The 13,742-nt window shown below is 60.6% G+C and carries 15 protein-coding genes; 2 read left to right on the top strand and 13 right to left on the bottom strand.

Annotation, left to right across the window (positions count from 1 at the left end; translation table 11 throughout):
- Positions 1 to 8: 8 nt before the first annotated feature.
- From CWM61_RS13005 to CWM61_RS13030, 6 genes are all read right to left on the bottom strand, one after another.
- On the bottom strand, positions 9 to 491 hold the full coding sequence (locus CWM61_RS13005) for an Hcp family type VI secretion system effector (protein ID WP_100631350.1): 483 nt from the start codon (positions 489 to 491) through the stop codon (positions 9 to 11).
- A gap of 278 nt (positions 492 to 769) precedes the next feature.
- The gene (locus tag CWM61_RS13010; protein ID WP_100631351.1) at positions 770 to 1,549 is read right to left on the bottom strand and encodes a heme ABC transporter ATP-binding protein; all 780 of its coding nucleotides are present in this window, start codon (positions 1,547 to 1,549) and stop codon (positions 770 to 772) included.
- Complete coding sequence (locus tag CWM61_RS13015; RefSeq protein ID WP_100631352.1) at positions 1,546 to 2,535, bottom strand: FecCD family ABC transporter permease; 990 nt, start codon at positions 2,533 to 2,535, stop codon at positions 1,546 to 1,548. The genes CWM61_RS13010 and CWM61_RS13015 overlap by 4 nt, the downstream gene beginning before the upstream one ends.
- Positions 2,535 to 3,353 (bottom strand): heme/hemin ABC transporter substrate-binding protein, encoded by an 819-nt coding sequence (locus CWM61_RS13020; protein WP_100631353.1) that lies wholly within the window; start codon positions 3,351 to 3,353, stop codon positions 2,535 to 2,537. Before CWM61_RS13020 ends, CWM61_RS13015 begins: the two co-directional genes overlap by 1 nt.
- The gene (locus tag CWM61_RS13025; protein WP_100631354.1) at positions 3,350 to 4,381 is read right to left on the bottom strand and encodes a hemin-degrading factor; all 1,032 of its coding nucleotides are present in this window, start codon (positions 4,379 to 4,381) and stop codon (positions 3,350 to 3,352) included. The genes CWM61_RS13020 and CWM61_RS13025 overlap by 4 nt, the downstream gene beginning before the upstream one ends.
- 71 nt (positions 4,382 to 4,452) lie before the next feature.
- On the bottom strand, positions 4,453 to 6,816 hold the full coding sequence (locus CWM61_RS13030) for a TonB-dependent receptor domain-containing protein (RefSeq protein WP_100631355.1): 2,364 nt from the start codon (positions 6,814 to 6,816) through the stop codon (positions 4,453 to 4,455).
- 215 nt (positions 6,817 to 7,031) lie between these two features.
- Here CWM61_RS13030 and CWM61_RS13035 point away from each other — a divergent pair, with 215 nt between their 5' ends.
- Complete coding sequence (locus CWM61_RS13035; protein WP_100631356.1) at positions 7,032 to 7,325, top strand: SelT/SelW/SelH family protein; 294 nt, start codon at positions 7,032 to 7,034, stop codon at positions 7,323 to 7,325.
- A 77-nt stretch (positions 7,326 to 7,402) separates the two neighbouring features.
- Positions 7,403 to 7,747, top strand: coding sequence for a nitrous oxide-stimulated promoter family protein (locus CWM61_RS13040; protein ID WP_168432539.1), 345 nt, complete (start codon positions 7,403 to 7,405; stop codon positions 7,745 to 7,747).
- 70 nt (positions 7,748 to 7,817) lie between these two features.
- Here CWM61_RS13040 and CWM61_RS13045 read toward each other — a convergent pair whose 3' ends face one another.
- The 7 genes from CWM61_RS13045 to CWM61_RS13075 form a co-directional block, all read right to left on the bottom strand.
- Positions 7,818 to 8,672 (bottom strand): metal ABC transporter permease, encoded by an 855-nt coding sequence (locus CWM61_RS13045; RefSeq protein WP_100631358.1) that lies wholly within the window; start codon positions 8,670 to 8,672, stop codon positions 7,818 to 7,820.
- The gene (gene sitC, locus CWM61_RS13050) at positions 8,666 to 9,514 is read right to left on the bottom strand and encodes an iron/manganese ABC transporter permease subunit SitC (protein WP_023319000.1); all 849 of its coding nucleotides are present in this window, start codon (positions 9,512 to 9,514) and stop codon (positions 8,666 to 8,668) included. The genes CWM61_RS13045 and sitC overlap by 7 nt, the downstream gene beginning before the upstream one ends.
- A complete protein-coding gene (locus tag CWM61_RS13055; RefSeq protein WP_100631359.1) occupies positions 9,511 to 10,332 on the bottom strand; it encodes a manganese/iron ABC transporter ATP-binding protein in 822 nt (273 codons plus the stop codon). The genes sitC and CWM61_RS13055 overlap by 4 nt, the downstream gene beginning before the upstream one ends.
- Positions 10,329 to 11,246, bottom strand: a complete 918-nt coding sequence (locus tag CWM61_RS13060) for a metal ABC transporter substrate-binding protein (RefSeq protein WP_100631360.1) — start codon at positions 11,244 to 11,246, stop codon at positions 10,329 to 10,331. Before CWM61_RS13060 ends, CWM61_RS13055 begins: the two co-directional genes overlap by 4 nt.
- Before the next feature lie 181 nt (positions 11,247 to 11,427).
- Entirely contained in the window at positions 11,428 to 12,390 is a 963-nt protein-coding gene (locus tag CWM61_RS13065; RefSeq protein ID WP_002915031.1) for a LacI family DNA-binding transcriptional regulator, read from the bottom strand.
- Between the two features lie 56 nt (positions 12,391 to 12,446).
- Entirely contained in the window at positions 12,447 to 13,361 is a 915-nt protein-coding gene (locus tag CWM61_RS13070; RefSeq protein ID WP_012540756.1) for an ROK family protein, read from the bottom strand.
- Between the two features lie 50 nt (positions 13,362 to 13,411).
- On the bottom strand, positions 13,412 to 13,726 hold the full coding sequence (locus CWM61_RS13075) for a PTS lactose/cellobiose transporter subunit IIA (protein WP_100631361.1): 315 nt from the start codon (positions 13,724 to 13,726) through the stop codon (positions 13,412 to 13,414).
- Between the last annotated feature and the right edge of the window lie 16 nt (positions 13,727 to 13,742).

Genomic DNA, 13,742 nt, shown 5'->3' on the forward strand with positions numbered 1-13,742 from the left:
CTCATCTATTATGCTGTTTGTCTTTCATTCCAGGCATCGGTGAAAATTATATTTCCGTCACAATGTTTCCAGGTGATCTTCTCATATCTAAGTTCGACAGATTCAAGATGGTTGTTGTTCTTGTCTTCTGGGGAAGCCATTGTAGGAGATATTGATACGATTCGGACGCCTTCAAGTAGCATATTGAAGTATTCCACTTCTTGACCTGCATCGCTGATTTTATACCATTTGATTTCAGCAGATTTCAGGTTCTGACCAGTAGCTACTGCTTTGTAGAGGTATGGACTGGAATAGTCGAATTCTTTAACGATGATCATTGGTGAGTGCTGACGAGTGCCGGTAGGCTTGCCAGTGGCATTATCAGTGGGAATGGAGAGATTGTGATGAAACCCTTTAAATTCGATGCTGAACTCCCTGTCTGCAACATCACAACCACCTTTGATTAGTGCCCCACCGTCGTCGTATATCCGCATATTACCTGGAATAGCCATGCTTCTTCTTCCCTCTATTATCATTAGTAAGAAAACAGTGTATCGAGTTGATTAAGCGCAGTAAATAATCAATGTGTCGTTTTTGGATTAATACGGGAAATATCTTCTCTGTAATGATGGTTTATATTTAAAAATAGCTGTCGTAAATATTTCATTGGGTTATTACGCCATTGGTATAGATTTTAAATATAAATGACCCTCAATAATATAATGCAGGCAATTATTGCCAGAAAGCGTAAGCGCGGCGCGATCCGGATTCCAGTTGCGCCGCGCGGGGATTACGGCGCCAGATAAACCTGGGGGGCCGCGTTGTCCGGATGATGGCCGAGGCGGACATCCGCCCCGTACCAGCGATGGATAACCGGCTGCTGGATCACCTCCTGCGGCGTGCCTTGGGCGACGAGATTTCCCTGGTGGAGCAGCAGAATGCGGTCGGCCCACAGGGCGGCGAGGTTAAGGTCATGCAGCACCACGCAGACGTGCAGTTGCCCGCCGGCGGTGAGCCGTTTGAGCAAACGCAGCAGGTGCTGCTGATAGTAAAGATCCAGCGCCGAGGTAGGCTCATCGAGAAACAGCCAGCCCTGCGGCGCGCCGTCGCGCCACAGCTGCGCCAGACAGCGGGCCAGCTGCACCCGCTGCTGCTCGCCACCGGAGAGGCCGGGATAGCGGCGACCGGCAAGGCCATCGCAGCCGGTGACGGCCATCACCGCCGCCAGCACCGCCGGATCCGCCGTCGCGCCCCACGGTGAGCGTCCCATGGCAATGACCGTTTCCACCGTCCAGTCGGCCTGCAGGGCCGTTCGCTGCAGCATGACCGCCCGCCGGCGCGACAGCGCCTCGGGGGACCAGGCCTCCAGCGGCTTGCCTGCAAGGCGGCGGGTGCCGCTGTCCGGGGTCAGATAGCCGGTCAACAGCCGCAGCAGAGTGGATTTCCCGGCGCCGTTCGGCCCGATAAGCGCCATCATCTCGCCGCCGCGCAGTGTGACGGAGACGTTGTCGATGATCTGCCGCTGGCCGAGGCGAAGCGCCAGCCCCTGCGCGCAGTATTCGTTATTCATGCCTGGTTCTCCCGACAAAAGACCAGCCACAGAAACCAGGGGGCGCCCAGCAGGCTGGTGAGCAGACCGACCGGTATCTCCGCCGGCGCCGCCACGGTGCGGGCCAGGGTGTCGGCCAGCAGAAGCAGGATCGCGCCGGCCAGCAGCGAGCCGGGGATCAGTCCGCGATGGTCCGGTCCCAGCCACAGGCGCATCAGGTGCGGCACCACCAGGCCGATAAAGCCGATGACTCCGCTGATGGCCACCGCGGCGGCCACCAGCACCGCGCTGCACAGCAGCAGCCAGCGCTGTAGCGCCTGCACGTTGACCCCGAGATAGTGTGCCTCTTCATCGCCAAGCTGCAGCAGATTGAGGCGGGACGCCATCCACCACACCGCCAGCGCCGCCGGGATAATCAAGGTTGCGACCACCAGCAGCGTCGGCCATTCGGCCTGCCCCAGACTGCCCATTCCCCACAGCGACAGCTGGCGCAGCTGGGCGTCATTGCTCAGCCAGGACAGGACGCCGACCAGCGCGCCGCACAGCGCGTTGATGGCGATCCCCACCAGCAGCAGGCGCGACAGCGAACCCTCCTCCGCCCGGCTGAGGATGAAAATCACCACCATCACCGCCAGGCTGCCAATAAACGCCGCCAGCATCGGCATGTACAGGGCGATCAGCCCCGTAGCGGAGAACGGAAGCACCAGCCAGCTGGCCACCGCCAGCGCGGCGCCGCTGCTGATGCCCAGCAGGCCCGGGTCGGCAAGCGGGTTGCGAAACAGCCCCTGCATCACGCAACCGGAGAGGGCCAGCGCCGCGCCCACCAGCAGGGCCAGCAGCACCCGCGGCAGACGGATACTCAGCCAGATGTGGCGCAGCATCTCATCCCCGGAAGGCAGCAGGTTGACCAGCGGCAAGCGCATAGCGCCGAGGGTGGTGGCAAACAGCGTCAGGGAGACCAGCAGCAGCGTCATCAACAGCAAACGGCGGGCGAGGGCAGGGCGCATCAGGGCAACTGCTCCGCTTTGTTTCGCAGCGCGATTATCGCCTGCGGTGTGCGCGGCCCGAAGCCGAGCAGGGCCATATCGTCGATCGTCAGCAGCTGTTTATGACGCCCCGCCGGGGTCTGTGCCAGGCCGGGCAGTTTCCACAGCCCGGCTTCACCGCCCATCCCTTTGAGACCATCGGCGGAGATCACCACCAGATCCGCCTGGCTGGCGGCGACGCCTTCCTGCGACATGGCGCGATAGTGGTCGAAGCCCTGCATCGCGTTCTGCAGCCCGGCGGCGCGAATGGCGCCATCGGCCGCGGTGTGCTGTCCGGCCACCAGGGTATTCATTCCGCCATGGCTGAGAATAAACAGCACCCGCTTAGCAACCGGCTGCGTTGGAATGGCGGCGATCTGCTGCTGAAGCTGCTGGCGCAGCGCGTCGCCCGCCGTCGTTTTGCCTAACGCTTCGGCAATGACGGCCACTTTGTTATCGATCGCGGACAGACTTTCGCCGCCCGGTACGTTAACCACCTTTACCCCGCTCTCCTGTACTTTGTGTAAGACCAGCGAGGGCTGCGCCTGGGCGCTCGCTAACACCAGCTGCGGGCGTAACGCGAGGATCCCCTCGGCGTTCAGCTGCCGCAGGTAGCCGACGTCCGGCAGCTTTTGCGCCGCCGGGGGCCAGCTGCTGGTGCTGTCCCGCGCCACCAGGCTCTGTTCCGCGTCAAGGGCATAGACGATCTCAGTGACATCTCCGCCGAGGGTGACGAGCCGCTCAACGGCAGCGTGGCTCAGCAGCGGGAAAGCGATGAAGAGCAGTAACCAGCGCATCATGCGGGCAGTCCTTCATGGGTCAGACGATCTACCTGCTGGCGCCATTGCGCCTGCTCGGGGTGGCCCTCGCTGCGCTGGCCATAGAGCTGGGCAATCTGGGTGCCGTCTTTGGCGAACAGTTCGACGCTGGTGACGTGTCCGTCCGAGGTCGGCTTGCGGGTCACCCACACTTCATCGAGGCTCTCTTCGCGCAGATGCAGGGTAAAAGTGGTATTGAAGATATTTAGCCAGCCGCGCATGGGGGCCAGCTTTTCCAGGGCGCCGGTGAAGATCTGCACGCAGCCGCGATTGCCGACGAAGATCATGATTTCATTGCCCTCCTGGCGCACCGTCTCCAGCAGCGACGGTAGCGCATGGCGATCCACGCGGCAGGCGAGGTCGTCGCTCACCAGATGGAAGGCCTGCTGGCGGGAAAGCTGATATTTACGCAGCAGACCAAAGAACTGGTGAACGTCGGTCATCGCGCGCCAGTCGTTCTCCAGCGCGGCACCGTCGGCGGTGTCGGCATATTTCACCGGCTCCAGCGGGCGCAGGGCCAGCGGTGCCGGCGCCGCCACCCGATGTTCCTCGATCAGGGTGTCCCAGGCCGCCATGTCGGTCTGCGTGGTCGCATAGACTTTCAGCAGGGCGTCGCCATGGTGGTCGAAAAACTGGATGCTCTGACGACCATTATCGTTCAGATGGAAGGCGCTGGCCCACTGGCTGAGGAACAGGCGCAGATCGAGCGCGCGCGGGTTCAGCACCAGCCCGGCGTGGCCGCTGAGGTGCTGGTGCGTGAACTGGCCCACCTGCTCATGCACGGCATACTCGTTGCGGCAGATGCATTTGGTTTCGCCGACGCGCTCCAGGGCGGCAATCAGCGCCCGGGCGTCATCGCTCAGGCGCACGGCATCGTGGCCGAGGCGGGCGGCGGTCAGCTCGGCTTCGCTGATCCCCATTTCCGCGGCGATATCGCGGGCATATTTAGCGGTACTGCCCGCTTTGGTGGCCTGGTAGCGCTGCCACAGGTCGGGGTGTGCATTTGGCATAATCATATCCTTCTCGACGATGAATATCCCCGGCCGGTGGGCCGGGGGCAGGTGCGTTATTATTCGGGCAATCAGAAGTCGACGTTGACGCCCAGCTGCCAGGTGCGGCCCGGCATCACCGCCAGCGCTTTATCGTTGGCGTCCTGGTTGGTGCCGGTCTCGATATTGCGGCTGCTCAGGTAATCCCAGTATTTACGATCGGTGAGGTTGTAGACCCCGCCATTGAGGCGCACGTTTTTTGCCACCTGCCAGTACGCGGTCCAGTCCAGCATGCCGTAGCCCGGCACGCGCATATAGTCGCTGCTGGCATCGGTGATGGCGGACCCGCTGTTGCTGTAGCTTTCGCGGTTGGTGGTGGTCGCCTGTTTCCCTTTGACAAAGGTCGCCGTCAGGGCGGTGCCGTAGCGTTTCGCCGGATCGTCCCATGCCACGCCGACGATGGCTTTCATCGGCGCCACGCTGTCGAGGTCGACGTATTTATCACCGCTGTAGCTGGATTTCGATTTCCCTTCGCTATAGCCGAGGGCGAGGGTGGTGCTCAGGCCGTTCACCTGCTCAAACCAGGTGCCAAAGTTAAATTTGGTGCTGATCTCACCGCCGTAGATATAGGCTTTATCGCGGTTTTCCGCCTGATAAATGGTGTAGATGTTCGACGGCACATTCGTGAACTGGCCCGGATTATTGGCGCGGGTATAGCGGGTATAGGCGATAAAGTTCTTATAGCTGTTGTAGAACAGCGCCGTGCGCACGGTGATGCCTTCGGTGACTTCGCCCTTCAGCCCCCACTCGAGATTATCGCTGGTTTCCGTCTTCAGATCGGTATTGCCGATCAGGGCATACTGTTGGCTACCGGCGTAGCTGGAGCCGAGGTTCCAGGAGCCATACAGCTGGCTGGCGTTGGGGAACTGCGCGCCGCGCTGGTACTGCAGGTAGGTCATCAGGCGTGGGGTGAGGTCGTACTGGAAGGTCAATGATGGCAGGACCTGGGTATCGCTGTTTTTGCCGTACAGATTCGCCACCGACGATTCGCTCAGCACGCTGCTGTTGGCGGCAAGGTCGGACAGATTTTCCGGCTTAGTCGATTGATGCACCACGCGCACGCCGGGAATAATGGCGAAGTTGTGGCTATCAAGGTCGAAGTTGATCTTATCCTGGACAAAGCCGCCGAGAGTGTAGCTGCGGCTGTCTGCCTCCGGCTGCATGATCTCGCTGTAAACGCTGGGGATCGGCGACTGGCTAAACGGCCGCTGAGTTTTGGTCGTGCTGGCGTTGAAGCCGGCGCTCAGATCGTGGCGGCCCAGGGTTTTCGCCAGCGCGGTCTGCAGGCCCCAGGTGTCGGTGTCATAGTTGGAGTTCACCGTCTGCATTCTGCGGGTGACGCTGTCCGGCATATAAGTCCAGTCATGGGCTTCGGTATGCTGGTAGTAGATTTTCGTGGAGACGCTGTCGAGGTAGTCGTTCATCGGCGTCCAGTCATCCTTCAGGCTCAGGCCCCAGCGCCGGGTCTGGCTGGTCTGGTTGGCGGTGCCGATGGTGCTGTTGCCGCTGGAGTCCCAGGTATCGTAGTGGGTGTGGTTGGTTTTATGGTAATAGTCGAAGGTGCTGGTCAGTTTGTGTTCATCGTTAGGCTGCCAGATCCCGGAGGCCAGAAAAGCATCGGAGTGCCAGTTCGCCGGGTAGGCGTCGACGGTGCCGCTGTTGTTTTCGGTTTCCTGACCGTCACGGCGGCTGTAGACCAAAATGCCGCGCAGGAACTCATCGCCGCCGGCGACGGTCACCCCGTTGTGCCAGCTGCGATCCGCAGAGTCGTAACCGCTGCGGTAGCCGAAGGCGCTGGTCTTGCCCGGGCGCAGGTAATCATCCGCCGATTTCGGGCGGAAGGAGACATTCCCCCCGATAGCGCTGTTGGCCGTTTCCGTCGAGGTGGCGCCGGACTGGATATCCACGCTGCCGTACATATACGGGTCGATATAATCGCGGCCGATGCCGAAGGTGTTGAGCCCGGCGCGGCCGACGTAGCCGCGGCCGGTGGCGTTGGGTTGGGCTATACCGTCCACGTCGATGCCGACGCGGTTGCTCTCCATGCCGCGGATGTTGTAGCCGGTGTAGCCTCCGCGGTCGAAGCCGCTTTTGCCGTTGCCGGAGCCGCCGCTGGCCCCGGTGGCGCTGATGAGCGGCTCATAGCGCATGATAGAGCCAAAATCGTTAGCGCCTTTATCCTCCAGCTCCTGGGCGCTGATGCTGTGTTCGCTACCGGCTTTCTGCACCGGTGCGGGGGCGGTGACGGTCATTTGTTCCGAGGTGTCATCCACCGCCTCGCCGCTAACGGCGGAAGTGTCTGCTGCGATGGCAGAAGTCTGATAAATTGCTGCAAGCAAAGAGGTCACCAGCAGGCGTTTTTTACACCATGCTGCTGACGGAGTCGATTTGTACATAGTCGCCACGCCTTGATCGTTATTAGTATCGGCTCACGCGTTACTTCCAGAGTTGCAGGTTGCTCCGTCTTTTCCGTTGCGGATGGGGTCTTACTCCATTTGTTGATTGCGAATGGTAATGATAGGTATTATCGTTTGCAACAAAATAATCATGTGTTTTTCATTTAAACTGCACTTTGTTTACAATTTGCCCTTTCAGACTTAGCGAGACGACGATGAACTCAAAAGCGGCCATCACCATCATCTACTGTTCCCAGTGCAACTGGATGCTGCGCGCCAGCTGGATGGCGCAGGAGCTGTTACATACCTTCAGCACCGATATCGCCTCGGTGACGCTGGTGCCGGGGACCGGCGGGATCTTCACGATCGATATCGACGGCCAGCAGATCTGGGAGCGCAAGCAGGATGGCGGTTTTCCGGATGCGGCCGAGCTGAAACGCCGGGTGCGCGATGTCTGCTTCCCGGATAAAGCGTTGGGGCATGTGGATAAACCAGCTAACCCGACATAATCGCCAGGGGAAATGAGCTGCGAGGTCTTATTTAAAGGTGTATTATTTATGCATCTTTTTTTGTGGGAAGGAATTTGATAGTGGGTAAACGCATCGAACGGGAAAAACTGACGATTCAGCGGATGATTGCCCTCTACCAGCGGCGCTGTCCCGAGGCGCTGGCCAATAATGATCACTATCAGGCGCTGAACGTCTACGCCGACAAGCGCCTTGATAAGTGTGTGTTTGGCGAGAATAAACCGGCCTGCAAGCAGTGTCCGGTGCACTGCTACCAGCCGGCGAAGCGCGAAGAGATGAAGCAGATTATGCGCTGGGCCGGGCCGCGGATGCTCTGGCGCCACCCGATCCTCACTATTCGCCATCTGCTGGACGACAGGCGGCCGGTGCCGGCGCTACCGGAAAAATATCGACCGAAAAAATAGCGGCCTTTCCCTGGTCAGCGCGGCGCGCAGCCGGGCGACAAGTCGTGCTTTTGTAGCCCCGGTAAGGCGGTTAGCCGCCACCGGGGATGGTTGCGGAAGCCCTCTGTTTCCGACTATCCCGGATCGTGCTTGCCACAAAGGCGACCACAAACAGCGCGGAAAACAGCACCACGATAGTCGGCGCCGGCGCGCTATCGAGATAAAACGCCAGCCACACCCCTCCCGCCGAGCAGCCGATGGCCACCGCTACCGCCAGCAGCAGGGCGTGGATAAAGCGCCGCACCAGCAGGAGCGCGATCGCCCCTGGAGCAATCAGCAGCGAAATCGACAGAATAATCCCCACCGACTGCAGCGTCGCGACGATGGTCAGGGCGATCATACACAGCAGGCCGTAGTGCAACAGTCCGCCGCGCAGGCCGCTGGCTTTGGCCTGCGTCGGGTCAAAGGCGTGCAGCAAAAAATCCCGCCATTTGAGACCGATAATCAGCGCAATCACCAGCGCAATAGCCGCCGTCTGACCAATATCGCGAAGGGATATTCCCAGCATATCGCCGAACAGGATATGGTCGAGATGAACATCGGACTGGATCGCCACGTACAGCACCAGTCCGGCGCCAAACATGCCGGAGAAGACAATCCCCATGATGGTATCGCGCTTGAGTCGGCTGTTATCGTCGAGAAAACCGGTCGTCACGGCGCACAGCAGCCCGGCGATAAACGCGCCGATGGCGAAGGGGATGCCGATAATGTAGGCCAGCACCACGCCCGGAAAGACCGCGTGGCTCATGGCGTCGCCCATCAGCGCCCAGCCTTTGAGCACCAGAAACACCGACAGTAGCGCGCAGGGCACGGCCACGATGATCGATACCGCTATCGCATTGACCATAAAAGGAAACTGGAACGGGGCCAGGAACAGGTTCAGCATGCGGCCTCCCTGGCGCGGCGGCGGTTAGCCAGCAGGCCGTGCTTCGGCGCGAAGATAAAGGTGATAAGGAACAACAGCGTTTGCGCGACCACGATAATGCCGCCGGTGGCACCGTCGAGATAGTAGCTGAGCCAGGCGCCGAAGAAACTGGTCAGGCTGCCGATAGCCACGGCGATGGCCAGCAGGCGCGGAAAGCGGTCGGTTAACAGCCACGCAGTGGCCCCGGGAGTCACCACCAGGCAGATGACCAGAAAGGCGCCGACGGTCTGCAGCGCCGCCACGGTGCAGGCGGCCAGCAGGGTAAAGAACAGCAGCTTCAGGCCGCGGGTGTTCAGGCCAATCGAGCGGGCGTGGTTTTCATCGAAGAAGGTCACCATCAGATCTTTCCACTTCAGCAGCAGGATCGCCATTGAGATAAAGCCGATCGCCGCCAGCTGGATAATATCCTCCGGGGCGATGGCCAGAATATTGCCGAGAATAATAGTCTGAATATTCACCGACGTCGGATTCAGCGACACCATAAACAGCCCGATCCCGAAGAAGGAGGAGAAGATCAGGCCGATAATGGCATCCTCTTTCAGCCGCGAGCGCTGCTGCAAAAACAGCATGCTGCCCGCCGCCAGGCCGCCGGAGAGAAACGCGCCGAGCGCGAAAGGCAGGCCGAGCATATAGGCCCCGGCGACGCCGGGCACAATCGAGTGGGAGAGGGCGTCGCCAATCAACGACCAGCCCTTCAGCATCAGGTAGCAGGAGAGAAACGCGCAGACGCCGCCCACCAGCGCCGACACCCACATCGCATTGAGCATATAGTGATAGCCAAACGGCTCCAGCAGCCAGCTCATCGTGGGCCTCCCGCCGCGCGCCGGCTGATAAACGGCCGCTCGTCATCGGTGATAATCTGCGCTTCCCCGCCGGTCAGCGCGACGTGGCGCAGCACGCCGCTGAAAGCCCGCTCCAGATTCTCGGCGGTGAAGGTGGTTTCTGTCGGGCCGCTGGCCAGCACGGTGCCTTTCACCATCACCGTGTAATCACAAAATTCGCTCACTGACCCGAGGTTGTGGGTGGAGACCAGCATGGTACAGCCCTCATCGCGGAGTTCGCGCAGCAGGCTGATGATCCGCGCTTCGGTCTGCACATCGACGCCGGTGAAAGGCTCATCCAGCAGGATCACCTGGCCCTGCTGAGCGATAGCGCGGGCAAGGAAGACGCGCTTTTTCTGCCCGCCGGAGAGCTCGCCAATCTGCCGATGGCGGAACTCGCTCATGCCCACGCGGGCCAGCGCGGCATCGACAATGTCGCGATCGCGCGGCTTTGCCCGCCGCAGCCAGCCCATATGGCCGTAACGGCCCATCATCACCACATCCTCTACCAGCACCGGGAAGGACCAGTCCACCTCTTCCGACTGCGGGACATAAGCGACCAGGTTCTGGCGCAGCGCGCGGTTGACCGGCTGGCCGAGTATGGCGATCTCGCCGTGGCCGACGCGCACAAAGCCCATCAGCGCTTTAAACAGTGTGGATTTACCCGAGCCGTTAACGCCCACCAGTGCGGCAATGGAGCCGCGTGGTACGCTGAACGAGGCGTCGCGCAGGGCGGTGTGGCCGTTGCGCCAGGTGACGGTGAGCTGGTCGACATACAGTCCCGCTTGCGCTGCATTCATGGCTGCTTCCTCATCCCGTCCTGGATACCGTTGACGATGGTTTCGGTGGTGACGCGCAGCAGGTCGAGCCAGGTCGGCACCGGGCCGTCGGCGGCGCTCAGCGAATCGACATAGAGTACGCCGCCGTAGTGGGCCCCGGCTTCGCGCGCCACCTGACGCGCCGGTTTATCGGAGATGGTGCTTTCGCTGAAGATAGTCGGGATGCGTTCTTTCTTCATGGTGTCGATAACTTTGCGCACTTGTTGCGGAGTGCCCTGCTGGTCAGCATTGATCGGCCACAGATACAGTTCGCGAAGTCCATAGTCGCGGGCCAGATAGGAGAAGGCCCCCTCGCTGGTGACCAGCCAGCGCTTATCCGCCGGTAGTTGCGCCAGTCTGGCCTGCAGCGGCGCCATCGTCTGGCGGATCTTCTCCTTATAGGCCTCGGCGTTACGGCGATAGGTGTCGGCGTGAGGCGGATCATACTTCACCAGCGCATCGCGAATGTTATCGACATAGATCAGGGCGTTATCTGCCGACATCCAGGCATGGGGATTGGGCTTCCCACTATAGGGGCCCGCGCTGATGCCCATCGGCTGGATCCCTTCGCTGACCACTACCTCCGGAACGCCCTGTAAGTGCTGATAAAAACGGGCAAACCACCGTTCGAGATTAAGCCCATTGCTGAGGATCAGCTGTGCTCCCTGCGCGCGTTTGATATCGCCCGGCGTGGGCTGGTAATCGTGGATCTCCGCGCCCGGTTTGGTGATGGAGCTGACAACGGCGGCGTCGCCGGCCACGTTCTGCGCCATATCGGCGATAATCGTGAAAGTAGTGATAACCCTGAATTTCTCCTGCGCGGTGGCCGGCGTCGCGGCCAGCAGAGCCAGCGCGCTGGCCAGCAGCAATGATTTCAGCGGTGTCAGGTGTTGCATAGGATCCCTCGCAATGGTGTGGTTAATTTCCCAGCGTTTATAGCCATTGCTATGTTATATAGCACAAGCTATTTACAAATGAAAATAATTCTTATTTGCATGCGTGGGTAATAATGAGCCGGGAAACGAAAGCGACAAGAAAGGGGGAGGCAAGGCTGGCCCGGCGCGAACCGGGCGAAGATCAAGAGATATCGGCGACCGACTGGCGCGGGATCAGGCGGCCAGCCAGCGAGCGGCCCTCGGCGGTGAAGGTTGGCCGGTCGTCAATCAGGCTGCGAATACGCTGAATACAGTTATCCAGCAGCGCCTCCAGTGGCCAGGAGATGCAGGTCAGCGGCGGGTAGAGCAGCGAGGCGAGCGGGGAGTCCTCAAGGCTCAGCAGGGAGACCTCCTGCGGGACGGCGATGGTGAATTCGCGTAACAGACGCATCGCCTCAGCCGCGTAGCGGTCGCGTTTAACGATAATGACTGAGTATTTACTGAAGCTGTTAATTAAGGTCAGCAGCGCCTGCTCGACGTCATCGTTGGCCGTCAGCACCAGCTGGCGGTTAAAAGGAATGGAGTAGTTTTGCAGGACGTTGCGGTAGCCTTCCAGCATCTGACGGCTGGCATCGTCGCTATCGCTGTCCACCAGCAGGGCGATGTTGCGGTGTCCCTTGCCAATCACATAGCGACAGGCGCTTTCGGTAGCGAAGGCGAAGTCATAGCCCTGGCTGTTGCTCCCGGCGACGCCGAAGCGGTCAAAGGCGATAACGTTGCGCGGCGCGTCGGCGGCAACGGCGCCCAGCACCACCACCGCCACGCACTGGCGCTGCAGATCGTCGATCACCGCCGCCTGCTCTACCGGATCGCTGACATACTGGACCAGCAGGCTTTTATTCAGCCCTTTCAGCGCCTGAGAGAGCAGCGGCAGCAGACGCGCGCCGTGGCTTTCGTCCTGCGCGGAAATCACCAGACCAACGTGGCTGGATGTCTGACTGGCGAGGTTTTGCGCGGCAAAGCTCGGGCGATAGTTGAGTTCTTCAACGGCTCGCAGCACAGCTTCCCGGCTCTCTTCGCGCACGCCCCGGGTGCCGGTCAGCACGCGGGAAACCGTCGCTCTTGAGACATTCGCTAATCTTGAAACATCATCAATCGTTGGCATGGCTTTTTCTGTCTGAACATTTTCGCCTAGCTTAACATACCTGCTGAAAAAAGTGTCTACCGCTGCCCGTCCGCGGCGCCGGGCAGACGGGGCAGCCAGGCCGCGCCGCGCACGCCGCTGGCGTCGCCGAAGCGGGCCGGTTTGATCTGCGTGCGGCAGGTGTCGGAGAAGATCCACGGCACGATGGCGGCAGGCAGATCGCGATAGATCTGGCTGACGTTGGACAGACCGCCGCCCAGCACAATCACCTGCGGGTCGAGAATATTGATCACCGACGCCAGGCTACGGGCAAAGGCATCGATAAAGTGTCGCCAGTGGGCCAGCGCGCGCGGATCGCCGTTTTGCGCCGCGGCGACAATGGCTTCCGCACGGGCTTGTTCCCCATAGCGGCGGGCGAAGCCGGTGCCGGAGAGAAAGCTTTCGATGCAGTTCGTTTTGCCGCAGTAGCAGGGCTGCGGCGGACCATCGCGCTCAGGAGTATAGCCCGGCAGCGGATTATGCCCCCACTCCCCGGCGATAGCGTTGGGGCCGCTGAGCAGCTGTTGATGAACGGCGATCCCGCCGCCGCAGCCGGTACCGATAATCACCCCGAAGACGGTGGAGGCCCCGGCGCCGGCGCCATCCACCGCCTCCGAAAGGGTGAAGCAGTCGGCATCGTTTGCCATCCACACCGGCTGGCCAAGCTGCTGCATGATATCCCGGCGCAGATCGTGGCCGTTGAGCACCAGGCAGTTGCAGTTTTTAATGCGCCCGCTTTGCGGATCGATAGCCCCGGGCAGGCCGATCCCCAGGGTGAATGGCTGCGGGCTGACCGCGCGAATGTCGGCAATCAGGGTCAGCAGCTGACGCATAAAGGCGTCATAGCTCTCTTTGTGGGTCGGCCGACGCAGGCGCTGGACGCATTCGCCCGCCGGATCCAGCAGAACGGCTTCCATTTTGGTGCCGCCAATATCTATTCCAAGATGTAACATAGTGACCTCGGGGAATCAGGCCCGGCCAGCGCGCCTGGCCGGGGAACGCGCTAGGCGTGAAGCGGTTGCGCGCGGTAAATCGCTATCAGTTCGGCAATCAGCTCTTTCGCCAGAATGGAGGTCATCAGGTGATCCTGAGCATGGACCATTACCAGCGTCATTTTGGTTTTTCCCTCGCCTTCGTCAGCTTCGATAAGCTGGGTCTGCACAAGGTGCGCCTCGCGGGAATAGTGAGCCGCTTCCTGCATTTTGGCGTCGGCGGTGGCGAAATCACCCGCTTTGGCGGCCTGCAGCGCTTCGTAGCACAGGCTGCGTGACTGACCGGCGTTGATGATGATCCCCATCACCTGTTCTTCTAATTCCATGATTATCCTCTGAATC

Source organism: Klebsiella sp. K-Nf6, from assembly GCF_002806655.1.
Taxonomy (GTDB): domain Bacteria; phylum Pseudomonadota; class Gammaproteobacteria; order Enterobacterales; family Enterobacteriaceae; genus Klebsiella; species Klebsiella variicola.

Coding starts and splice junctions, on each gene's coding strand:
- CWM61_RS13015 (WP_100631352.1), bottom strand. CDS start 2,535: ATGCGCCCTGCCCTCGCCCGCCGTTTGCTGTTGATGACGCTGCTGCTG.
- CWM61_RS13070 (WP_012540756.1), bottom strand. CDS start 13,361: ATGTTACATCTTGGAATAGATATTGGCGGCACCAAAATGGAAGCCGTT.
- CWM61_RS13045 (WP_100631358.1), bottom strand. CDS start 8,672: ATGCTGAACCTGTTCCTGGCCCCGTTCCAGTTTCCTTTTATGGTCAAT.
- CWM61_RS13035 (WP_100631356.1), top strand. CDS start 7,032: ATGAACTCAAAAGCGGCCATCACCATCATCTACTGTTCCCAGTGCAAC.
- CWM61_RS13065 (WP_002915031.1), bottom strand. CDS start 12,390: ATGCCAACGATTGATGATGTTTCAAGATTAGCGAATGTCTCAAGAGCG.
- CWM61_RS13030 (WP_100631355.1), bottom strand. CDS start 6,816: ATGTACAAATCGACTCCGTCAGCAGCATGGTGTAAAAAACGCCTGCTG.
- CWM61_RS13055 (WP_100631359.1), bottom strand. CDS start 10,332: ATGAATGCAGCGCAAGCGGGACTGTATGTCGACCAGCTCACCGTCACC.
- sitC (WP_023319000.1), bottom strand. CDS start 9,514: ATGAGCTGGCTGCTGGAGCCGTTTGGCTATCACTATATGCTCAATGCG.
- CWM61_RS13020 (WP_100631353.1), bottom strand. CDS start 3,353: ATGATGCGCTGGTTACTGCTCTTCATCGCTTTCCCGCTGCTGAGCCAC.
- CWM61_RS13025 (WP_100631354.1), bottom strand. CDS start 4,381: ATGCCAAATGCACACCCCGACCTGTGGCAGCGCTACCAGGCCACCAAA.
- CWM61_RS13060 (WP_100631360.1), bottom strand. CDS start 11,246: ATGCAACACCTGACACCGCTGAAATCATTGCTGCTGGCCAGCGCGCTG.
- CWM61_RS13010 (WP_100631351.1), bottom strand. CDS start 1,549: ATGAATAACGAATACTGCGCGCAGGGGCTGGCGCTTCGCCTCGGCCAG.
- CWM61_RS13005 (WP_100631350.1), bottom strand. CDS start 491: ATGGCTATTCCAGGTAATATGCGGATATACGACGACGGTGGGGCACTA.
- CWM61_RS13075 (WP_100631361.1), bottom strand. CDS start 13,726: ATGGAATTAGAAGAACAGGTGATGGGGATCATCATCAACGCCGGTCAG.